This is a genomic window from Pseudomonas sp. M5A4_2d, from assembly GCF_053345295.1.
The window spans coordinates 285,948-308,156 of sequence record NZ_JBKEZW010000004.1; the positions used below are offsets into that span (position 1 = coordinate 285,948).

A 22,209-nucleotide genomic window follows, 5' to 3' on the forward strand; every position below is an offset into this window, starting at 1 on the left:
TAGTTGCCCTCGGGCGTGTGATTCAGTCAGCACTCGGCTTGGGCTGTTCATAGCGCGCAGTGAACGCCTGGATGAAACCGTTGCGCAAAATCGCCAAAAACGCCGAGAACGCGCTGATATCTTGCTGGTGAACGCTGCCGCTGAGTTCTACGCGGGTGGCAAACTGGTTTTTGTTCTGGTTCTTCAGCACCGTCTCGCTGGTGCCAACCACGGCTTCCCAGATCGAGCGAAAGATATTTTTGTCCTTGTTCTCTACATCCTGTTTCCAGTCGAACACTTCCACATTGCGCAGCAACGGCTTGATGTAACCTTTCAATTGGCCTTTTTCAGCCTGGGCTTCGACCACCAGATCGCCGGTACCGGCCTTGAAGTCGAATTTGCCGTAGGCCGACGCGAAGTCATTCAGGCGCTTGAGCTGGATGTCTTTGGCGCGAAAGCGGAATTCGAAGTCTTCGAAATTGCTCAGCGGGTCGAAGGCGGCAGTGGCTTCCAGCGGTGCCTGCCCGAGCAACTGCGCCTTGCCCTCGAAGCTGGCGTCACGCTTGCCCTTCACATCGACGACGTTGGTCAGGTTGTAAAAGCTCGCGTTGACCGCGGTGGCATAGATATTCACCGCAGGCTTGGAATTGAAGTTGTGGAAGGCGACCTTGCCGTCCTGAATGCGCACTTCGTTGAGGGTGATCGGCAACAGTTTGCTCAGTTGTTCGCGCCAGTCGGTGCCCTTACCGGTCTGGGACGCCTGTTGGCTGCCACCGTCGACGAAATTCACCTCCGGCTGGAAGAACTGCATCTCGGCGACCACCGCATGGTCGTACCACAGCGAATGCCAGCTTACCGCCACGTCGATCAACGGTGCCTTGACGAACGGCACAGGCACCTTGCCGTCGACCTTGACGATCTGCAGGCCGTTGATCTTGTAAGCGCCGCGCCACAGGGCCACGTCCACGTCCGTGACCTGGCCGCGGTAATCGCCCATGTCGGCGAGCTTGTCGTTCAGGTAGTTGCGCACCAGGTAGGGCAGGGCGAGGTCCAGAGCGATCAGTACGACCACCAGTACGGCGACGATCCATAGCAGCCCACTGTAGCGACGTTTCATGTTCAGGTTCTCCAACGGTATAGGCGATGGACCGCATGTATTGGCGCAACGTTCCTCTGACTGGACGCCTCCCAACCTGAGGCATACCCTTGGAGCCTTATTGAAATTGCCCTAAGGACCCGTTATGAGCCGCATCTTTGCAGACAACGCGCACTCCATCGGTAACACGCCCCTGGTTCAGATCAATCGCATCGCACCGCGTGGCGTGACCATCCTGGCCAAGATCGAAGGGCGTAACCCGGGTTATTCGGTGAAGTGCCGCATTGGCGCAAACATGATCTGGGACGCCGAAAGCACCGGCAAACTCAAGCCCGGCATGACGATTGTAGAACCGACCTCCGGCAATACCGGCATTGGCCTGGCGTTTGTCGCCGCCGCCCGTGGCTACAAGCTGCTGCTGACCATGCCGTCGTCCATGAGCATCGAGCGACGCAAAGTGCTCAAGGCACTGGGCGCCGAACTGGTGTTGACCGAACCGGCCAAGGGCATGAAGGGCGCTATCGAAAAAGCTGCCGAAATCCTCGCCAGCGACCCGGCGACCTACTTTATGCCGGCCCAGTTCGAAAACCCGGCCAACCCGGCAATCCACGAGAAAACCACCGGCCCGGAAATCTGGAACGACACCGATGGCGCCGTGGACGTACTGGTCGCGGGCGTGGGCACCGGCGGCACCATTACCGGTGTGTCGCGCTATATCAAGAACATTGCCGGCAAGCCGATTCTGTCGGTGGCCGTTGAACCGTTCGCCTCGCCCGTGATTACCCAGGCGCTGGCCGGTGAAGAGATCAAACCCAGCCCGCATAAAATCCAGGGCATCGGCGCCGGTTTCGTGCCGAAAAACCTCGACCTGTCGATGGTTGACCGCGTGGAGCTGGTGACCGATGACGAATCCAAGGTCATGGCTCGGCGACTGATGCAGGAAGAAGGCATTCTGTGCGGAATCTCCTGCGGCGCCGCCATGGCGGTGGCGGTACGGCTGGCCGAGAAACCGGAAATGCAGGGCAAGACCATCGTGGTGATCCTGCCGGACTCGGGTGAGCGCTACCTGTCGAGCATGTTGTTCAGCGATTTGTTCACCGAGCAAGAAAACCAGGCCTGATCGGTTATCGGTGGCGGGCGGGGCCGACGTCTTCGCGGGCAAGCCCGCTCCCACATTTGATCTTCGCTGCTTTGAGCATCGTGTTCGCTTAACTGAACTGCATTAGGGCAAGCGCTCACCATAAGGGTTCGACTTGCCACAGGGTTTTGATTTATGTCAGCCGGTCGGCCCAGGCCTTCTGCATAATGGCCCAACTGTTTATCATGGCCGGCTGTTACGTCTGGTTTCCCGTTGACGGGAGGTCGCTGGCCAGGCGCTTATTTCCAGGAGTTGCTGCATGACCTTTTCTTTGGCCGCCAAACTGTCGGTGCTGCTGTTGTTTATCGGCAGCACGCTGTATGTGCACCTGCGCGGCAAGGCCCGATTGCCGATGTTGCGCCAGTTCGTCAACCATTCGGCGCTGTTCGCCCCGTACAACGCCTTGATGTATATATTCTCGGCCGTGCCGTCCAAACCGTACCTGGACCGCAGCAAGTTCCCGGAGCTGGATGTGCTCAAGGACAACTGGGAAGTGATTCGCGAAGAGGCGATGCACCTGTTCGACGAGGGGTACATCCGCGCCGCCGAAAAGAACAACGACGCCGGTTTCGGTTCGTTCTTCAAAAAGGGCTGGAAGCGCTTCTACCTCAAGTGGTACGACAAACCGCTGCCATCGGCCGAGGCCCTGTGCCCGAAAACCGTGGCGCTGGTCAGCAGCATCCCCAACGTCAAGGGCGCAATGTTCGCGCTGTTGCCGGGGGGTAGCCACCTCAACCCGCACCGCGACCCGTTTGCCGGTTCGCTGCGTTATCACCTGGGTTTGTCCACGCCGAACTCCGACGACTGCCGCATCTTCGTCGATGGCCAGGTTTACGCCTGGCGCGACGGTGAAGACGTGATGTTCGACGAAACCTACGTGCACTGGGTGAAGAACGAGACTGAAAAGACCCGCGTGATTCTGTTCTGCGACATCGAACGCCCGCTGAGCAACCGGCTGATGACGCGCATCAACCGCTGGGTCAGCAAGCAGTTGGGCCGCGCCACGGCGCCGCAAAACCTCGACGATGAGCGTGTGGGCGGGATCAACCAGGCGTATGCCTGGAGCAAGACCTTCAGCGACAAGTTCAGCGGTGTGGTCAAGCAGTGGAAGCGCAAGCATCCGAAGGCCTACCGCATTGCGCGGCCGGTGCTGGCTGTAATCGTGCTGGTGCTGCTGTGGAAGTGGTTGTTCAGCTAATTTGAAACGCGGTTAAAAATGTGGGAGCGGGCTTGCTCGCGAATGCGGTGGGTCAGTCAAGAATGTATCGACTGACACTCCGCATTCGCGAGCAAGCCCGCTCCCACATTTGGTTTTGCAGTGTTGCTTAAGACGCGATCAACTGCCGTAGTACGTAGTGCAGAATCCCGCCCGCCTTGAAGTACTCGACTTCATTGAGGGTATCAATCCGGCACAGCACCTCGACCTTCTCGCTGCTGCCATCCTCGCGCGTAATCACCAGCGTCAGGCTCATCCGTGGCTCGATCTCGGCCCCGGTCAGCCCGAGAATGTCGACCTTTTCCTTGCCGGTGAGTTTGAGCGCCTTGCGGTTCTGATCCAGCTTGAACTGCAGTGGCAGCACGCCCATGCCCACCAGGTTGGAGCGGTGAATCCGCTCGAAGCTCTCGGCGATCACCGCCTTGACCCCCAGCAGGTTGGTGCCCTTGGCCGCCCAGTCGCGGCTTGAGCCGGTGCCGTATTCCTGACCGGCGATCACCACCAGCGGCGTGCCCGACGCCTGGTACTTCATGGCCGCGTCGTAAATGGGCATTTTCTCGCCAGTGGGGATGTACAGCGTGTTGCCGCCTTCCTCGCCGCCGAGCATCTCGTTGCGAATGCGGATATTGGCAAACGTGCCGCGCATCATCACTTCATGGTTGCCCCGGCGTGAACCGTAGGAGTTGAAGTCACGCGGCTCCACACCTTGCTCGCGCAGGTAGCGGCCGGCGGGGCTGTCGGTCTTGATGTTGCCGGCGGGGGAGATGTGGTCGGTGGTCACCGAATCACCCAGCAGCGCCAGCACATTCGCGCCTGTGACGTCTTTGATAACCGGCAGTGGCCCGGCAATGTCGTCGAAGAACGGCGGGTGCTGGATGTAGGTGGAATCCTTCTGCCACACGTAAGTCGCGGCCTGCGGCACCTCAATGGCTTGCCACTGCTCATCACCGGCAAATACTTCGGCGTATTCCTTGTGGAACATGCCGGTGCTGACCTGGGCGACGGCGTCAGCGATTTCCTGGCTGCTTGGCCAGATGTCTTTCAGGTACACCGGTTGGCCGTCCTTGCCTTCGCCCAGCGGCTCGCTGCTGATATCGATACGCACGGTGCCGGCCAATGCATAGGCGACCACCAGCGGCGGCGAGGCCAGCCAGTTGGTTTTCACCAGCGGGTGCACGCGGCCTTCAAAGTTGCGGTTGCCGGACAGCACCGAAGCGACCGCGAGGTCGGCTTTCTGGATAGCTTTTTCGATCGGCTCGGGCAGCGGCCCGGAGTTGCCGATACAGGTGGTGCAGCCATAACCGACCAGGTCGAAACCGAGCTTGTCCAGGTAGTGGGTGAGGCCCGCCGCCTTGTAATAGTCGGTGACCACTTTGGAGCCAGGCGCCAGCGAGGTTTTCACCCACGGTTTGCTGGTGAGGCCTTTTTCCACGGCCTTTTTCGCCACCAGGCCTGCAGCCATCATCACACTGGGGTTGGAGGTGTTGGTGCACGAGGTAATCGCTGCAATCACCACTGCGCCGTTTTTCAGGCGATAGGTGTGGCCGTCGTATTCGTAGTCAGTTTCGCCCACCAGGTCGGCGTTGCCCACGGCGACACCGCCACCGCCTTCACTTTCCAGGCGGCCTTCTTCTTTGGTGGTGGGTTTGAATTGCAGGTCGAGGAAGTCACTGAAGGCTTGTGCCACATTCGGCAACGAAACACGGTCCTGCGGGCGTTTCGGCCCGGCAAGGCTGGCTTCGACGCTGCCCATGTCCAGCGCCAGGGTATCGGTGAACACTGGCTCCTGGCCGGCATTGCGCCACAGGCCCTGAGCCTTGGTGTAGGCCTCGACCAGCTTCACGGTTTCTGCCGGGCGGCCCGACAGGCGCAGGTAGTCCAGGGTCACGTCATCCACGGGGAAAAAGCCGCAGGTGGCGCCGTATTCGGGGGCCATGTTGGCGATGGTGGCGCGGTCGGCCAGGGGCAAGTCGGCCAAGCCATCGCCATAGAATTCGACGAACTTACCCACCACGCCTTTTTTACGCAGCATCTGGGTGACGGTCAGCACCAGGTCGGTGGCCGTGATGCCTTCCTTGAGTTTGCCGGTGAGCTTGAAGCCGATCACTTCCGGGATCAGCATCGACACTGGCTGGCCGAGCATCGCCGCTTCCGCTTCGATGCCGCCCACGCCCCAGCCGAGTACGCCAAGGCCATTGATCATGGTGGTGTGGGAGTCGGTGCCGACGAGGGTGTCGGGGAAGGCGTAGGTGCGGCCGTCTTCGTCTTTGGTCCACACGGTGCGGCCGAGGTATTCGAGGTTGACCTGGTGGCAGATGCCGGTGCCCGGTGGCACGACGCTGAAGTTGTCGAAGGCGCTTTGGCCCCAGCGCAGGAAGGCGTAGCGTTCGCCGTTGCGCTGCATTTCGATGTCGACGTTCTGCTCAAACGCGCTGTTGCTGCCGAACTTGTCGACCATTACCGAGTGGTCGATCACCAGGTCCACGGGGGACAGCGGGTTGATACGCTGCGGGTCGCCTCCTGCCTTGGCCACGGCGGCGCGCATGGCGGCCAGGTCGACCACGGCGGGCACGCCGGTGAAGTCCTGCATCAGCACGCGGGCGGGGCGGTATTGGATTTCGCGGTCGGACTGGCGCTCTTTGAGCCAGGCAGCGATGGCCTTGAGGTCGGCGCCGGTGACGGTCTTGTTGTCTTCCCAGCGCAGCAGGTTTTCCAGCAGCACTTTGAGCGACATCGGCAGCGTGTCCAGGTCACCCAGGCTCTTGGCCGCTTCGGGCAGACTGAAGTAGTGGTAGGTCTTGCGGTCTATTTCCAGTGTTTTAAGGGTTCTCAGGCTATCAACGGATGACATTACATGACTCCTTATGGTCCGCACGGCTACGGACCTGACGGGACGAACAGAGCTTTCAACTTAGCCCTGTTTTCATTAGCAGGCTAATAACTGGACTCTATCGTTAAGTCCAAGGTTCCGAACTCGGCTATCATGCGCGCGTTTTCATGACAGGTATTGCGATAGAGCAATGCCGGTTGAGTCACCAGGAGAGTTGATGAACACCCTTTTTATGCACTGCCGCCCGGGTTTTGAAGGCGAAGTCTGTTCCGAGATCGCGGAACACGCCGCGCGCCTGAACGTTTCCGGCTATGCCAAGACCAAGACCGGCAGCGCCTGCGCCGAATTTGTCTGCACCGAAGAAGACGGCGCCCAGCGCCTGATGCACGGCCAGCGCTTTGCCGAGCTGATCTTCCCGAGGCAGTGGGCGCGCGGGGTGTTCATCGACCTGCCGGAAACCGACCGCATCAGCGTGATCCTCGCCCACCTGCAAGGCTTCCCGGTGTGTGGCAGCCTGTGGCTGGAGATGGTCGACACCAACGACGGCAAGGAGCTCTCGAACTTCTGCAAGAAGTTTGAAGTGCACTTGCGCAAAGCCTTGTTGAACGCCGGCAAGCTGGTGGATGACCCGAGCAAGCCGCGCCTGCTGCTGACCTTCAAAAGCGGCCGTGAAGTGTTCATGGGCCTGGCCGAGTCGAACAACTCGGCGATGTGGCCCATGGGCATCCCGCGCCTGAAATTCCCGCGTGACGCGCCCAGCCGTTCGACCCTGAAACTGGAAGAGGCCTGGCACCACTTCATCCCCCGCGACCAGTGGGACGAGCGCCTGCACGGTGACATGACCGGTGTTGACCTCGGCGCAGCCCCCGGCGGCTGGACCTGGCAACTGGTCAACCGCGGCATGCTGGTGACCGCCATCGACAACGGCCCGATGGCCGAAAGCCTGATGGACACCGGCCTGGTGCAGCATTTGATGGCTGACGGCTTTACCTTCGTGCCCAAGCAGCCGGTAGACTGGATGGTCTGCGATATCGTCGAAAAACCGGCGCGTAACGCGGCCCTGCTGGAAACCTGGATCGGCGAGGGCTATTGCCGCGAGGCGGTGGTGAACCTGAAGTTGCCGATGAAGCAGCGTTACGCCGAAGTGAAACGCTTGCTGGAGCGCATTGAAGACGGTTTCAAGGCGCGTGGTATTCGCGTGGAAATCGGCTGCAAGCAGCTGTACCACGACCGTGAGGAAGTCACCTGTCACCTGCGTCGGCTGGTAGATACAAAGAAACCGAAATCTCGCTGAAGGTGTGCCTGGTACAGTTCAAATGTGGGAGCGGGCTTGCTCGCGAAAGCGGTATAACAGTCGAAATTTATATTGAATGTGCCCGCGTCTTCGCGAGCAAGCCCGCTCCCACATTGTTGAGCGGCGCCCGTTTCAGGAGTGATGTATGAATCAAACCCTCGACTTGCCTGTAGACGGTGTGCTCGACGCCACCGGCCTCAACTGCCCGGAACCAGTGATGATGCTGCACCAGCACATCCGCGACTTGCCGCCTGGCGGCCTGCTCAAGGTGATCGCGACCGACCCGTCGACCCGCCGCGATATTCCCAAGTTCTGTGTGTTCCTGGACCACGAGCTGGTGGATCAGCAGGAACACGCCGGTACGTACCTGTACTGGATTCGCAAGAAGTCCGCTTAAACCAGGCGAATCCGCCGGCGCGCGCTGCGTGCCAGGCGGATCACCAGCATCGCGGCGGCGCAGCTCAAGCCCACGATCAGCCCTTGCCACAGGCCACTCGGCCCACTCGCCGCGCCCAGCCAATCGGTCAGCCCCAGGGCATAACCCACCGGCAACCCCACGCCCCAGTAAGCAAACAAGGTCAGCACCATGGTCACCCGTGTGTCCTGGTAACCACGCAGCGCGCCGGCCGCGGTGACCTGGATCGCGTCGGAGAACTGGAACAGCGCCGCAAACACGATCAGCATCGACGCCACGTGGATCACCCGCGGGTCAGGTGTGTAAATCGTGGCAATCTGTTCGCGAAACAGCAGCATCAGGCTGCAGGACAGGCATGCGTAGGTGAGTGCCGTGCCCATGCCGACTCCGGCGGCAAAACGTGCTTCACGCGGCTCGCCACGGCCCAGTGCCTGGCCGACCCGCACCGTGACCGCCATGCTCAGCGAATAGGGGATCATGAACACCAGCGAGCTGAAGTTCAGCGCGATCTGGTGCCCGGCCACCACGTTGGCGCCCAGGCTGCCGATCAGCAGGGCGATCACCGCAAAAATGCTCGATTCGGCAAACACCGCGATCCCGATCGGCAGGCCGATGCCCAGCACGCGCTTGATCACTGCCCATTGCGGCCAGTCGAAACGCTTGAACAATTCGCTGCTCTGGTACGCCGGTGCCCAGCGGGTCCAAGCGGCGAGGCCGAGCATCATCACCCACATCACAATGGCCGTGGCCCAGCCACAGCCCACGCCGCCCATGGCCGGCACACCGAAGTGGCCATAAATGAACACGTAGTTCAGTGGAATGTTCAACGCCAGCCCGCACAGGCCCATGACCATGCTTGGGCGCGTACGGCCCATGCCATCACTGAAGCAACGCAACACGTAATACAGGGCGATGGCCGGCATGCCGGACGCGATGCCGTGCAGGTAGGCCATGCAGGGTTTGATCAGCTCGGGGTCGACCTTCATCGCGTGCAGGATCGGTTCGGCGCTGATCAGCATCAGCAGGGCAGTAATGCCCACCACCACCGCCAGCCACAGGGATTGGCGCACCAGCGGGCCAATCTCGGTGTGGTGGCCGGCGCCGAAGCGCTGGGCGACTTTGGGCGTGGTGGCCAGCAGCGTGCCGGTCATCAGCAGGTACACCGGAATCCAGATCGAGTTGCCCAGGGCCACCGCTGCCAGGTCTCGCGGGCTCACGCGCCCGGCCATCACCGCATCGACGAAGCCCATGGCAGTGGTGGCGAGTTGGCCGATCATGATCGGCAGGGCCAGGGTCAGCAGGCTGCGCACCTCGCGACTGACGCGGGCGGGGCGGGAGAGGGTCGCGGTAGCGGTGTTCACGTGCGGGTGTCCGTAAAAGAGTTGCAAAGGACGGCGCAGTCTACGCGCTGACGCAGTGGTCAGGAAAAAACCTGTGTTAGCGATTTGTAAGCGATCTTCCGGCTGGCGCCGACCCCCTGTGGGAGCTGGCTTGCCTGCGATGGCATCACCTCGGTTTTGAGCGACAGAATGAGTCGCCTGCATCGCAGGCAAGCCAGCTCCCACCTAAGCACTGCCCTCCTGGCATCTGCGCTGGAACGCAGGTCGCATCCCTGTACACTGCTGGTCCGCGAAAGGAGCCTGCCATGCTGATTGTTGCCGACGAAAATATTCCGCTGCTCGATGCCTTCTTTGAGGGGTTTGGCGAAATTCGCCGGGTGCCCGGTCGTTCCATCGACCGCGCCACGGTCGAGCAGGCCGATGTGCTGCTGGTGCGCTCGGTGACCAACGTTAATCGCGCCTTGCTGGAAGGCACGCAAGTGCGCTTTGTCGGCACCTGCACCATCGGCACCGATCACCTGGACCTGGATTACTTCAAGCAGGCCGGTGTCACCTGGTCCAGCGCCCCCGGTTGCAATGCGCGGGGCGTGGTGGACTATGTGCTAGGCAGCTTGCAGACCCTGGCCGAAATCGAAGGCGCCGACCTCAACCAGCGCACCTACGGTGTGGTGGGTGCCGGTGAAGTGGGCGGCCGCCTGGTGCAGGTACTCAAGGGCCTGGGCTGGAACGTATTGGTGTGTGACCCGCCGCGCCAGATCGCCGAAGACGGTGATTACGTCAGCCTGCAGCAGATTATCGAGCAGTGCGACGTGATCAGCCTGCACACGCCGCTGACCAAGTCCGGCAACGGTTCCACCTGGCACCTGTTTGACCGCGAGCGGCTCAACCGCCTCAAGCCCGGCACTTGGCTGATCAACGCCAGCCGTGGTCCGGTGGTGGATAACGCCGCCCTGCGCGAGGTGCTGCTGCAGCGCGAAGACCTGCAAGCCGTGCTGGATGTGTGGGAAGGCGAGCCCGAAGTGGACGTCGACCTGGCCGACCTGTGCGTGTTGGCCACTCCGCATATCGCTGGCTACAGCCTCGATGGCAAGCAGCGCGGTACCGCGCAGATTTACCAGGCACTCTGCGCGCACCTCGGCCACGAACCGAGCATTCAGTTAAGTGATCTGCTGCCGCCACCGTGGCTGGCCGAGGTGCACCTGAACGCGTCGACCGATCCGGCCTGGGCCTTGGCGACGTTGTGCCGCAGCGTGTACGACCCGCGCCGCGATGATGCGGATTTCCGTCGCAGCCTTGTCGGAACCGTGCAAGAGCAACGCAAGGCGTTCGACCTCCTGCGCAAGCACTACCCGGAGCGGCGTGAGATTGACGGCTTGAAAGTACGCATTAACGGGGAATCGGCGCAGTTGTCGAACATCGTGTCGGCGCTGGGCGCGGTAGCGATTTAAGCACCGATAAAAAACCCGGCCATCAAGGCCGGGTTTGAAAGAGCGTGGGCACTTCAGCCTTGCTTGGCAGGCTTGACCAATCGCTGTTCCAGCTCGCGACATGCTTGCTGGATCATCTCTTCGGTAATCTGCACTTCGCGGCCTTGGGCGTCGATGACGGAGCAAGGCAGATGCTGCGGTTGGCGGATCACTTCAATCTTGGCATCGCTGCTGTTTTGCAAGGTCATGGCCTGTCTCCTCATCAGGTTGTGTACCTACTGTAATTCCCCCGCGTGACCGAGCTATTACAACTCCTTACAAAGCCACCGGTTCGAACACCCAGTCCACCAGAAACCGATACAAATTTCCAGCCAGGCATTAGACCGAAAGCCTCTAGGGATCTGTCTCGGCGGGCATAATTAACCTGACTCATTGTTATTCCCCCAAGTTCCCCCAATGTTGGGATGTAGCAACCTAACTCCCTCACGCAGGTGATGCCTTCCATGTTCTCCGTCCGTCAACGCCGTGCTATTCGACTGGCCAGCCGCTTTATTGCGCCGTACCGCTGGCAGGCGCTGGGTGCGTTGTTGGCACTCATCGTCACTGCGGGCATCACTTTGTCCATGGGGCAGGGCATTCGCCTGCTGGTGGATCAGGGGTTCATGACCCAGTCACCGCACCTGCTCAACCAGTCCATCGGCCTGTTCATGATCCTGGTGCTGGGCCTGGCCGTGGGTACGTTTGCACGGTTTTATTTGGTGTCGTGGATCGGCGAGCGAGTGGTGGCGGACATCCGCCGGCAAGTTTTCAACCACCTGATCTACCTGCACCCAGGCTTTTACGAGAACAACCGCAGCTCGGAAATCCAGTCGCGGCTGACCACTGACACCACCTTGTTGCAATCGGTGATCGGCTCGTCGCTGTCGCTGTTCCTGCGCAACGCCTTGATGGTCATCGGCGGCATCGTCCTGCTGTTTGTCACCAACCCCAAGCTCACCAGCATCGTGGTCATTGCGCTGCCGCTGGTGCTGGCGCCGATCCTGATCTTCGGTCGGCGCGTGCGTAGCCTGTCGCGCTTGAGCCAGGACCGTATCGCCGATGTCGGCAGCTACGTGTCCGAGACCCTCGGCCAAATCAAGACCGTGCAGGCCTACAACCACCAGGTGCAGGACGAACAACGGTTCGCCGTCACCGTGGAAGAGGCGTTTGCCACCGCGCGCAAGCGCATCGCGCAGCGTGCCTGGCTGATTACCCTGGTGATCATGCTGGTGCTGGGCGCCGTGGGCGTGATGCTGTGGGTGGGCGGGATGGACGTGATCGGCGGGCGCATTTCCGGCGGTGAGCTGGCGGCGTTCGTGTTTTACAGCTTGATCGTCGGCAGCGCCGTCGGCACCTTGAGCGAAGTGCTCGGCGAGTTGCAGCGCGCGGCGGGGGCCGCCGAGCGGATTGGTGAATTGTTGCAATCGACCAACGAAATCCACGCGCCCACGGATGGCACCGTGCGGTTGCCGGCACGGGTCAGCGGACGTATGGAGCTGCAAGACCTGCGCTTTTCCTACCCTTCGCGGCCGGACAGCTACGCCGTCGACGGCTTGAGCCTGACCATCAATCCCGGCGAAACCCTGGCCCTCGTAGGCCCGTCCGGCGCCGGTAAGTCGACGATATTCGACCTGCTGCTGCGTTTCTACGACCCCCAGCAAGGCCGCATCCTGCTCGAAGGCCACGCGCTGACGGAACTCGACCCCATGGACCTGCGCCGGCACTTCGCGCTGGTGTCCCAGAGCCCGGCGCTGTTTTTCGGCAGCGTCGAAGAAAACATCCGCTACGGCAATCCGTCCGCCACCACCGCCCAGGTCGAGGCCGCCGCTCGCATCGCGCATGCCCACGACTTCATTCTGCAAATGCCTGACGGCTACCAGACCCACCTCGGCGACGGCGGCATGGGCCTCTCCGGCGGCCAACGCCAACGCCTGGCCATCGCCCGCGCGTTGCTGGTAGACGCGCCGATCCTGCTGCTGGACGAAGCCACCAGCGCCCTCGATGCCCAGAGCGAACACCTGATCCAGCAGGCGCTGCCGCAATTAATGCAGGGCCGCACCACCCTGGTCATCGCGCACCGATTGGCCACGGTGAAGAACGCGGATCGGATCGCGGTGATGGACCAGGGCAAGTTGGTAGCGGTCGGCACGCATCAGCAGTTGATTGCGAGCAATCCGCTGTATGCGCGGTTGGCGGCATTGCAGTTCAGTGATGGGGTCGAGGAGAGCGCTGCACACTGAATAGCGCCGCCCATAAAAAATGCCCGCATCTCTCAATGCGGGCATTTCTCTTGACGCTTCAAACTTACAGCTTGAAGCTGCTCTTGTTACTGATCATCAAAGTAGCGCTCATGCCAATCCACCAACGGCTGTGGCGAGTTGAGCTTCTGCCCGTAGATCACCGAATAAGACAGCACGTTCTGCACATACTGGCGGGTTTCGTCGAACGGGATGCTTTCCACCCACACGTCGAAACTCAGGTGATCGGCACCACGCAGCCATTGGCGCACGCGACCGGGGCCAGCGTTATAGGCGGCGGAAGCGAGTACGCGGTTACCGTTGAACTGGCTGTGCACCTGGCTCAGGTAGGCGGCGCCGAGCTGGATGTTTTTGTCCGGGTCCAGCACCTGGGCCGGGGAGGCGAGCGGGATGCTGAACTTGCGTGCGGTTTCCTTGGCGGTGCCGGGCATCAGTTGCATCAGGCCGCTGGCGCCGACGCCGGAGCGGGCGTCATCCATGAAGGCGCTTTCCTGGCGAGTAATGGCAAATACCCAGCTGGAATGCAGGCCACGTACCTTGGCTTCGCGCACCAGGGTGTCGCGGTGGGCCATTGGGAAGCGGATATCCAGGTCGTCCCAATACTGCGCCTGGCTGATGGTGCGGATCGCCGGGAAGTACCACTTCATGTCATAGGCCAACTTGGCCTGGGCGACCATTTCATCGCGGTTGAAGTGGCGGCTGACGTGGTACCACTCGCGGCGGCCGTCAACGATTTGGCCACGTGCATAGAACTCCAGCGCACGGCGCACACCCGGGGTGTTGCGGACCTTATTGACCAGTGCCTGGCTCATCACCAACGGTTTGTTTTTCAGTTGATACGGCGCTTTGGAACGGTCAGCGGCGAGGAAACCGTAGAAATCACGTTCCTGCGCGAGGTTTTTGTACAGCACCAACGGTTGCGGGTTTTTCGGCTCGGCCAGTTCAAGACTGCGCGCTTGCCAGTAACGCCAGCGATTGGTGGTGGCCAGGTCTTGTGGGAGTTTGCGGGTGAGCTGGTAGGCATCTTCCCAGCGGGCCAGGCGCAATAGCAGACGCAGGCGCCATTCGGAAACGGTGTTGTCACGCAGCTCTGGGTCGTATTTGGTCATCACGTCCAGGGCGCGCGGATCGTAGCGGCGGGCCAGGGTCAGGCCGATTTCGCGGGCGATCGACACTTTTTCGTCACGGGAGAAGTGCATGCTGCTGGCGTAACCGTCGAGCAGGGCCATCGCCTTGTCCGGGTCCTGGCGTGCCAGGCGGCGCAGGCCCAGGCCTACGGCGTCAGACATGGCTTCGTTGGCCGGCAGGAAGCGTGACGGGTCACCGAGCATGTCGGGCTTTTGCGCTACGTCCACCATCAGGCGGCCTTGGGCACCGAGGGTCGGCAGGGTTTTCACCAGGCTATTGGCCAGCGCGTAGTTGCGGGCTTCGGCGGCAAGCTTGGCGCGGTCCCAGATTTTCTGTTCGGTGAGTTGGCCATCGGCGGCCCACTGGCCGAAGGTGGCATCACAGGCGGCGGGTTGGGATTTGCCGGTCAGCCAGAGTTTTTCGGTGGTCTTGTAGCCTTCGGCTTTCAGATTGTGGGTGAGTTGGTACTGGCCATGCAGGCAGTCCAGTTCGACGAAATTAAGCTTGGCGTCGTAGTACTTTTCAAACGTCTGCCAGTCGCCACGGTCGGCCAGCCAGCGCAACCAGCGCAGCTTCATCCAGTTGGCCTGGGGCAGGTCGCCGTTTTTGGCGAGGAACTGTTCGATTTCCTCGTTGCTCGCGGTTTTCAGGCGGGCGGTCAGTTCGTCATAGGCCAGGTACGGCGTGAGCGGGTAGTCGGCCAGGGCCTGGCTGTATTGCATGTACGGGCCGCTGTCGCCTTTGGCGAGGGCGCGTTTGGCTTCATCGTAATATTGACGTTGGGTGGTGAGGTCCACGGCCTGGGCGGATTGAACGGCGGTGGCGGAAAGAAGCAGACAAGATAAAAAGTTGAAAAGGCGACTGCGCATGAGACGTCCGTGCAAAGAAATCACGACTAGCACCGGCACCGCCGACACTGATTGCCCCTAGCTTAGCCTTTTGCCAGCGACCGGCGAAAGCTTTGCCGGCCGGTTGGTTCAAGTTGGTTGTAAATGTCCTTCAGAACGTGTCGATAGCGAAAATGCCGGCCGCATCCCACCCTCAAGTCAGGTAGAATGCGCGCCCAGTTTTTGGAGAAGCGTATGACCCTGCTCAAATTCAGCGATGTGTCCCTTGCTTTCGGCGCTATGCCGTTGTTGGACAAGGTGTCCTGGCAGATCGCCCGTGGTGAGCGGGTGTGCATCATCGGCCGCAACGGCACCGGCAAATCCAGCATGATGAAGCTGGTAAAAGGCGACCAGAAGCCCGATGACGGCTCTGTTTGGCGCGCCCCGGGCCTCAAGATCGGCGAATTGCCGCAAGAATTGCCGGTGGCCGACGGACGGACAGTGTTCGACGTGGTTGCCGAAGGCCTCGACGGCGTTGGCGAACTGCTCGCGCAATACCATCACCTGGCGCAGAACTGCGTCACCGAAGAGGACCTGGACAAGCTGATGCACGTCCAGCAAGACCTCGAAGCCCGTGATGGCTGGCGCTTGCAGCAACTCGTCGACAGCACCTTGAGCCGCCTGCAACTGCCGGCCGACAAGACCCTCGCCGAATTGTCCGGTGGCTGGCGTCGTCGCGTGCTGCTGGCCCAGGCATTGGTGTCCGAGCCGGACCTGCTGCTGCTCGACGAACCCACCAACCACCTGGACATTGGCGCAATCGCCTGGCTGGAAGAAGCCATCAAGGACTTCCAGGGCGCCGTGCTGTTTATCACGCACGACCGTGCCTTCCTGCAGAGCCTGGCAACGCGCATCCTTGAACTGGACCGTGGCGGCCTGATCGACTGGAACGGCGACTACGCCAGTTTCCTGGTGCACAAAGAAGCTGCGCTGTCCGCTGAAGAAACCGCCAACGCACTCTTCGACAAAAAGCTGGCTCAGGAAGAAGTCTGGATCCGCCAGGGCATCAAGGCCCGTCGCACCCGTAACGAAGGTCGCGTACGTGCCCTCAAGGCTCTGCGCAATGAGCGTAGCGAGCGTCGCGAACGCACTGGCAAGGCGAATATTCAGCTCGACACCGCCGACAAGTCGGGCAAGCAGGTTATGGTGCTGGAGAACGTCAGCTTCCATCACCCGGATGGCCCGTTCCTGATCAAGGACTTCTCCATGGTCCTGCAGCGCGGTGACCGTATCGGCCTGCTGGGCGCCAACGGTACCGGCAAGACCACTTTGCTCAAGCTGATGCTCAATGGCCTGCAGCCGACCAGCGGCACGGTCGAGGAAGGCACCAAGATCGACGTGGCCTACTTCGACCAGTTGCGCCATCAGTTGGACCTGGAAAAAACCGTGATCGACAACGTCGCCGAAGGCCGCGACTTTATCGACATCGACGGCCAGAGCCGCCACGTGCTGAGTTACCTGGGCGACTTCCTGTTCAGCCCGCAGCGTGCACGTACGCCGGTGAAAGCCTTGTCCGGTGGTGAGCGTGCGCGCCTGCTGCTGGCCAAGCTGTTCAGCAAGCCTGCCAACCTGTTGGTGCTCGACGAACCGACCAACGACCTCGACGTGGAAACCCTCGAGCTGCTGGAAGAGGTCCTGCTGACTTTCAACGGCACCGTGCTGATGGTCAGCCACGACCGGGCATTCCTCGACAACGTGGTCACCAGCACCCTGGTCTTCGAAGGTGAAGGCAAGGTGCGCGAATACGTTGGTGGTTATCAGGACTGGCTGCGTCAGGGCGGTTCGCCGCGCCTGCTGGGCGTAACCGAGAGCAAGTCCGGCAAAGCCGACCTGACCTCCGCCGTTGTAGTCCCGGTGGCCGCAGATGCACCGGCCCAGGAAGCTGCGCCGGCGGCCAAGAAGAAACTCAGCTACAAGCTGCAACGCGAACTGGAAGCCTTGCCGGGTGACATTGACGCCAAGGAGCAGCAGATTGCTGCGGTAGAAGCAGAAATGGCCGACGCAGGTTTCTACCTGCGTCCGGCGGCGGAAACTGCCAAGGTCATTGCTTCCCTGGAGACGTTGAACCAGGAGTTGGAAGTGCTGGTTGAGCGTTGGGCTGAGCTGGATGCCTGAGTGATTCAAGCGCATTAAAAAAAGCCCGGCGCCCATCTGTATGAACGCCGGGCTTTTTATATGGAATGCGATTAGAAATGTGGGAGCGGGCTTGCTCGCGAAAGCGGTACATCAGTCGCCAGATGCGTCAACTGACAGACTGCTTTCGCGAGCAAGCCCGCTCCCACAATTGGTTAGCGTCGTTCTTAAGCGCTTTTTACCAGCTTCACCGCCAGCACATCACACGGCGCGCCGTGCAGCACATCATTCGCGGTAGAGCCCAGCAGCAACGCCAGGCCGTGGCGGCCATGGCTGCCGACCACAATCAGGTCGCAGCCCTGTTCCTTGGCCAGGTGGTGGATTTCCTGGCGCGGCTGGCCGTAAGTGAGGTGGGAATTTTCCTTGGTCACTTCCGGGTATTTGAGGATCAGTCGGTCAAGGCGCTCTTTGGCCTGGTCGAACTGTTGTTGCTGCAACTGGGAAAGGTCCATGGGGACGTCGCCACCAAAGGCCATGGCCATGGGCTCGACGATGTGCACCAGCGAGAGTTTTGCGCCGCTGGCGACGGCGAAGGCGCGGGCGCGCTTGATCACTGGATCGCACTCTTCGGTCAGATCTACAGCGACCAGAATATGTTCGTAGGACATGGGGCGTTCCTCCAGGGGACTGCAATAAGTTCAGTATGGCTGCTTTCAAGCGGATGGGGTTGTATCAGCACAAATCCGCTCATCTAGAAATTCGGGAGTACACATATGACGGTCTGGATAGTGGTGTCAATCCTTCTGGTGGTTCTGAGCCCTCTGGCATGGCTGCGCCCGTCGCGTCATCAGAGCGGGCGGATGGCCCTGCGGATGGAGGCACGCCGCATGGGTCTGGCCATGCAGTTGGCACCTCAAGAGTGGCCATATTGGCTCAAGCAGGAGCCGCCGAGCCCTTGCGCGCAGTACTGCCGGCCACGGCGCGGCAGTGCGCCGGCGATCTGGAGTTATTGGCAGATGGAGCCAGGGGTTTGGGTCAATCAATGGCGCGAAGTGTGCGTCGATGAAAAGTTGTTGCCGCATTTTGCGACGTTGCCGGCCAACGTCTACAAGGTCGAAGCCGACAAGCAAATGATCGCCCTGTATTGGGGCGAGAAGGGCGAGGCAAGTGTGTTGAAGGACATTGATACGTTGCTTAAAGCCTTGGCGTAACGCCGTCCGAAGCAAGCTCGCCCTGACAGAAAGGCGGGCAATAAAAAGCCCGACATCATCATCGGGCTGGAGTTGGCCAGGCAGGCCGGTAAATCTGTGTTCATGCGTCGGATGTTCATCCAGGCGCGTTACGGTTGTCGCAAGCCTAGCGGCATATCCCGTTCTTTACAGTCTTTTCCCACATCTTTTCCATTATTGATCTCGTGAATAGTTGAGTATCGGCTAGGCGTAGGCTTGGGGGTGGGGTTCTGAAATGACTGGAAAGTCGCGTTTTTCCTAGCCTTTCGAGCGATTGACAATTGCTCGGAATTGGATGAAGGTGGCGTACCCAAATCAAACGGGCGTATGAATTGAGCGTTTGTCTGTCAGACGGCTCATACATAACCCCGACTATCGCATTGGCGGGTGTGCCTGGCGGATTGGCGTGAGCATTGACGTCATCATCAATGTCCAACCATAGGCCAGCGTCCAATGTGTACTGTTCAGCTTCCATATCGTGGAGATCAGTTGATGATTTACGAAGGTAAAGCCATCACGGTTAAGGCTCTTGAAAGTGGCATCGTCGAATTGAAATTCGACCTCAAGGGTGAGTCCGTCAACAAGTTCAACCGTCTAACCCTGAACGAACTGCGTCAGGCCGTAGACACCATCAAAGCAGATGCTTCGGTCAAGGGCGTGATCGTCTCCAGCGGCAAGGACGTGTTTATCGTCGGCGCTGACATCACCGAATTCGTAGACAACTTCAAGCTGCCCGATGCCGAGCTGGTGGCTGGCAACCTCGAAGCCAACAAGATTTTCAGCGATTTTGAAGACCTCAACGTGCCGACCGTTGCCGCGATCAATGGCATCGCGTTGGGCGGCGGCCTGGAAATGTGTCTGGCCGCAGACTTCCGCGTCATGTCGGCCACCGCCAAAATCGGCTTGCCTGAAGTCAAACTGGGCATCTACCCAGGTTTTGGCGGCACCGTCCGCCTGCCGCGCATCATCGGTGCCGACAACGCCATCGAGTGGATTGCCTCCGGCAAGGAAAACCGTGCTGAAGACGCGCTGAAAGTCGGTGCCGTCGATGCTGTGGTTGCTCCGGACAAACTGGCCGAAGCCGCACTGAACCTGATCAAAGGCGCCATCAGCGGCGAATTTGACTACAAGGCCAAGCGTCAGCCGAAACTGGAAAAACTCAAGCTCAACGCCATCGAACAAATGATGTCGTTCGAAACCGCCAAAGGTTTCGTGGCTGGCCAGGCCGGCCCGAACTACCCGGCGCCGGTTGAAGCGATCAAGACCATCCAGAAGGCTGCGAACTTCGGTCGCGACAAAGCCCTGGAAGTGGAAGCGGCAGGGTTCGTCAAACTGGCGAAAACCTCGGCGGCCCAGAGCCTGATCGGCCTGTTCCTGAACGATCAGGAGCTGAAGAAAAAGGCCAAGGCCTACGACGAAATCGCCAAAGACGTGAAACAGGCTGCCGTACTCGGCGCCGGTATCATGGGCGGCGGTATCGCCTATCAGTCGGCGTCCAAAGGCACGCCGATCCTGATGAAAGACATCAACGAGCACGGTATCGAGCAAGGCCTGGCGGAAGCCGCCAAGCTGCTGGTAGGCCGCGTTGATAAAGGCCGTATGACGGCTGCGAAAATGGCTGAAGTGCTTAACGGTATTCGTCCTACGCTGTCCTACGGCGATTTCGGTCACGTCGACCTGGTGGTCGAAGCGGTAGTCGAGAACCCTAAGGTCAAGCAGGCTGTACTGGCTGAAGTGGAAGCCCAGGTTAAAGACGACACCATCCTGGCCTCGAACACCTCGACGATTTCCATCAGCTTGCTGGCCAAGGCCCTCAAGCGTCCGGAAAACTTCGTCGGCATGCACTTCTTCAACCCGGTGCACATGATGCCGCTGGTGGAAGTGATCCGTGGCGAGAAGTCCAGCGAACTGGCGGTTGCCACCACCGTTGCCTATGCCAAGAAAATGGGCAAGAACCCGATCGTGGTCAACGACTGCCCGGGCTTCCTGGTCAACCGCGTGCTGTTCCCGTACTTCGGCGGTTTCGCCAAGCTGGTCAGTGCTGGTGTGGACTTTGTGCGCATCGACAAGGTCATGGAAAAATTCGGCTGGCCAATGGGCCCGGCGTACCTGATGGACGTGGTCGGCATCGACACCGGCCACCACGGTCGCGACGTAATGGCTGAAGGCTTCCCGGACCGCATGAAAGACGACCGCCGTTCGGCGATCGACGCGCTCTACGAAGCCAAGCGCCTGGGCCAGAAGAACGGCAAAGGCTTCTACGCTTACGAGGCCGACAAGAAGGGCAAGCAGAAGAAAGTGGCCGACCCATCGGTTCACGAAGTGCTCGCGCCGGTTATCTACGAACAGCGTGAGGTGTCCGACGAGGACATCATCAACTGGATGATGATCGCCCTGTGCCTGGAAACCGTGCGTTGCCTGGAAGACGGCATCGTTGAAACCGCCGCCGAAGCCGATATGGGCCTGGTGTACGGTATTGGCTTCCCTCCATTCCGTGGTGGTGCGCTGCGTTACATCGACTCGATCGGTCTGGCCGAGTTCGTTGCCCTGGCTGACAAATACGCTGATTTGGGCCCGCTGTACCACCCGACCGCGAAGCTGCGTGAGATGGCCAAAAATGGCCAGAGCTTCTTCGGTTAAGCGCCCAGACGACTAGAGCGAGAATATTTATGAGCTTGAATCCAAGAGACGTGGTGATTGTCGACTTCGGTCGCACGCCAATGGGCCGCTCCAAGGGCGGCATGCACCGCAACACCCGTGCCGAAGACATGTCGGCGCACCTGATCAGCAAGTTGCTGGAACGCAACGTCAAGGTCGACCCGAACGAAGTCGAAGACGTGATCTGGGGCTGCGTCAACCAGACCCTGGAGCAGGGCTGGAACATCGCGCGCATGGCCTCCTTGATGACGCAGATCCCGCACACGGCGGCCGGTCAGACTGTAAGCCGCCTGTGCGGTTCGTCGATGAGCGCGCTGCACACCGCTGCGCAAGCGATCATGACCGGTAACGGTGATGTGTTCGTCGTCGGCGGCGTGGAGCACATGGGCCACGTCAGCATGATGCACGGCGTCGACCCTAACCCGCACATGTCGCTGTACGCGGCAAAAGCGTCGGGCATGATGGGCCTCACCGCAGAAATGCTCGGCAAAATGCACGGCATTACCCGTGAAGCCCAGGACGCGTTCGCCCTGCGTTCCCACCAACTCGCCCAGAAGGCGACCGTGGAAGGCAAGTTCAAGGATGAAATCATCCCGATGAACGGCTACGACGAGAACGGCTTCCTGAAACTGTTCGATTACGACGAAACCATTCGTCCGGATACCACCCTGGAAAGCCTGGCGGCCCTCAAGCCTGCCTTCAATCCAAAGGGCGGCACCGTGACTGCCGGTAGTTCGTCGCAAATCACCGACGGTGCCTCATGCATGATCGTGATGTCGGCGCAGCGTGCCCAGGACTTGGGTATTCAGCCGATGGCCGTGATTCGTTCGATGGCCGTTGCGGGTGTGGACCCGGCAATCATGGGCTATGGTCCAGTACCGGCCACACAAAAAGCCTTGAAGCGCGCGGGCCTGACCATCTCCGATATCGACTTCTTCGAGCTCAACGAAGCTTTCGCCGCACAGGCCCTGCCAGTGCTGAAAGATTTGAAAGTGCTCGACAAGATGAACGAGAAGGTTAACCTGCACGGCGGTGCGATTGCCCTGGGCCACCCATTCGGTTGCTCCGGTGCTCGTATCTCCGGCACTTTGCTTAACGTGATGAAGCAAAATGGCGGCAACCTTGGGGTTGCAACCATGTGCATTGGCCTCGGCCAAGGCATTTCCACCGTCTTCGAACGCCTCTAAGCGTTGAGTTGACGG

Annotated in this window: 16 protein-coding genes; 10 read left to right on the top strand and 6 right to left on the bottom strand. The window is 60.4% G+C overall.

What is annotated here, in order from left to right:
- Nucleotides 1–22: 22 nt before the first annotated feature.
- On the bottom strand, nt 23–1,096 hold the full coding sequence (locus ACLBW8_RS14475) for a DUF748 domain-containing protein (protein WP_262667307.1): 1,074 nt from the start codon (nt 1,094–1,096) through the stop codon (nt 23–25).
- Nucleotides 1,097–1,220: 124 nt separating this feature from the next.
- On the opposite strand from ACLBW8_RS14475, the gene cysK reads away from it, so the two are divergent.
- Both cysK and ACLBW8_RS14485 read left to right on the top strand, forming a co-directional pair.
- Nucleotides 1,221–2,195 carry a cysteine synthase A gene (cysK, locus tag ACLBW8_RS14480; protein WP_064451371.1) on the top strand — a complete coding sequence of 325 codons (975 nt, stop codon included), beginning with the start codon at nt 1,221–1,223 and terminating at the stop codon, nt 2,193–2,195.
- A 277-nt stretch (nt 2,196–2,472) separates the two neighbouring features.
- Nucleotides 2,473–3,411 carry an aspartyl/asparaginyl beta-hydroxylase domain-containing protein gene (locus tag ACLBW8_RS14485; RefSeq protein WP_064451372.1) on the top strand — a complete coding sequence of 313 codons (939 nt, stop codon included), beginning with the start codon at nt 2,473–2,475 and terminating at the stop codon, nt 3,409–3,411.
- 127 nt (nt 3,412–3,538) lie between these two features.
- Here ACLBW8_RS14485 and acnA read toward each other — a convergent pair whose 3' ends face one another.
- Nucleotides 3,539–6,280, bottom strand: a complete 2,742-nt coding sequence (gene acnA / locus ACLBW8_RS14490) for an aconitate hydratase AcnA (RefSeq protein ID WP_447805634.1) — start codon at nt 6,278–6,280, stop codon at nt 3,539–3,541.
- Nucleotides 6,281–6,476: 196 nt separating this feature from the next.
- On the opposite strand from acnA, the gene rlmM reads away from it, so the two are divergent.
- Entirely contained in the window at nt 6,477–7,553 is a 1,077-nt protein-coding gene (gene rlmM, locus ACLBW8_RS14495; protein ID WP_447805635.1) for a 23S rRNA (cytidine(2498)-2'-O)-methyltransferase RlmM, read from the top strand.
- Between the two features lie 145 nt (nt 7,554–7,698).
- Nucleotides 7,699–7,950 carry a sulfurtransferase TusA gene (gene tusA / locus ACLBW8_RS14500; RefSeq protein WP_447805636.1) on the top strand — a complete coding sequence of 84 codons (252 nt, stop codon included), beginning with the start codon at nt 7,699–7,701 and terminating at the stop codon, nt 7,948–7,950.
- Here tusA and ACLBW8_RS14505 read toward each other — a convergent pair.
- Entirely contained in the window at nt 7,947–9,329 is a 1,383-nt protein-coding gene (locus ACLBW8_RS14505; protein WP_447805637.1) for an MATE family efflux transporter, read from the bottom strand. The two genes, tusA and ACLBW8_RS14505, sit on opposite strands and share 4 nt — an antisense overlap.
- A gap of 284 nt (nt 9,330–9,613) precedes the next feature.
- On the opposite strand from ACLBW8_RS14505, the gene pdxB reads away from it, so the two are divergent.
- Entirely contained in the window at nt 9,614–10,756 is a 1,143-nt protein-coding gene (gene pdxB, locus ACLBW8_RS14510) for a 4-phosphoerythronate dehydrogenase PdxB (RefSeq protein ID WP_064451377.1), read from the top strand.
- A gap of 53 nt (nt 10,757–10,809) precedes the next feature.
- Here pdxB and ACLBW8_RS14515 read toward each other — a convergent pair whose 3' ends face one another.
- Nucleotides 10,810–10,983 (bottom strand): PA1571 family protein, encoded by a 174-nt coding sequence (locus tag ACLBW8_RS14515; protein WP_053255030.1) that lies wholly within the window; start codon nt 10,981–10,983, stop codon nt 10,810–10,812.
- A 246-nt stretch (nt 10,984–11,229) separates the two neighbouring features.
- Here ACLBW8_RS14515 and ACLBW8_RS14520 point away from each other — a divergent pair, with 246 nt between their 5' ends.
- Nucleotides 11,230–13,014, top strand: a complete 1,785-nt coding sequence (locus tag ACLBW8_RS14520) for an ABC transporter transmembrane domain-containing protein (RefSeq protein ID WP_447805638.1) — start codon at nt 11,230–11,232, stop codon at nt 13,012–13,014.
- Nucleotides 13,015–13,100: 86 nt separating this feature from the next.
- On the opposite strand, the gene ACLBW8_RS14525 is transcribed toward ACLBW8_RS14520, so the two are convergent.
- Nucleotides 13,101–15,029 (bottom strand): transglycosylase SLT domain-containing protein, encoded by a 1,929-nt coding sequence (locus ACLBW8_RS14525; protein WP_064451380.1) that lies wholly within the window; start codon nt 15,027–15,029, stop codon nt 13,101–13,103.
- 213 nt (nt 15,030–15,242) lie between these two features.
- Here ACLBW8_RS14525 and ACLBW8_RS14530 point away from each other — a divergent pair, with 213 nt between their 5' ends.
- Nucleotides 15,243–17,162, top strand: coding sequence for an ATP-binding cassette domain-containing protein (locus ACLBW8_RS14530; protein WP_447805639.1), 1,920 nt, complete (start codon nt 15,243–15,245; stop codon nt 17,160–17,162).
- Nucleotides 17,163–17,347: 185 nt separating this feature from the next.
- On the opposite strand, the gene ACLBW8_RS14535 is transcribed toward ACLBW8_RS14530, so the two are convergent.
- The gene (locus ACLBW8_RS14535; RefSeq protein ID WP_447805640.1) at nt 17,348–17,788 is read right to left on the bottom strand and encodes a universal stress protein; all 441 of its coding nucleotides are present in this window, start codon (nt 17,786–17,788) and stop codon (nt 17,348–17,350) included.
- A 105-nt stretch (nt 17,789–17,893) separates the two neighbouring features.
- Here ACLBW8_RS14535 and ACLBW8_RS14540 point away from each other — a divergent pair, with 105 nt between their 5' ends.
- From ACLBW8_RS14540 to fadA, 3 genes are all read left to right on the top strand, one after another.
- Nucleotides 17,894–18,331, top strand: coding sequence for a hypothetical protein (locus ACLBW8_RS14540; RefSeq protein WP_064451382.1), 438 nt, complete (start codon nt 17,894–17,896; stop codon nt 18,329–18,331).
- A 510-nt stretch (nt 18,332–18,841) separates the two neighbouring features.
- Complete coding sequence (gene fadB / locus ACLBW8_RS14545; protein WP_447805641.1) at nt 18,842–20,989, top strand: fatty acid oxidation complex subunit alpha FadB; 2,148 nt, start codon at nt 18,842–18,844, stop codon at nt 20,987–20,989.
- Between the two features lie 29 nt (nt 20,990–21,018).
- Nucleotides 21,019–22,194 carry an acetyl-CoA C-acyltransferase FadA gene (fadA, locus tag ACLBW8_RS14550; RefSeq protein WP_053255037.1) on the top strand — a complete coding sequence of 392 codons (1,176 nt, stop codon included), beginning with the start codon at nt 21,019–21,021 and terminating at the stop codon, nt 22,192–22,194.
- The last annotated feature ends 15 nt before the right edge of the window (nt 22,195–22,209 follow it).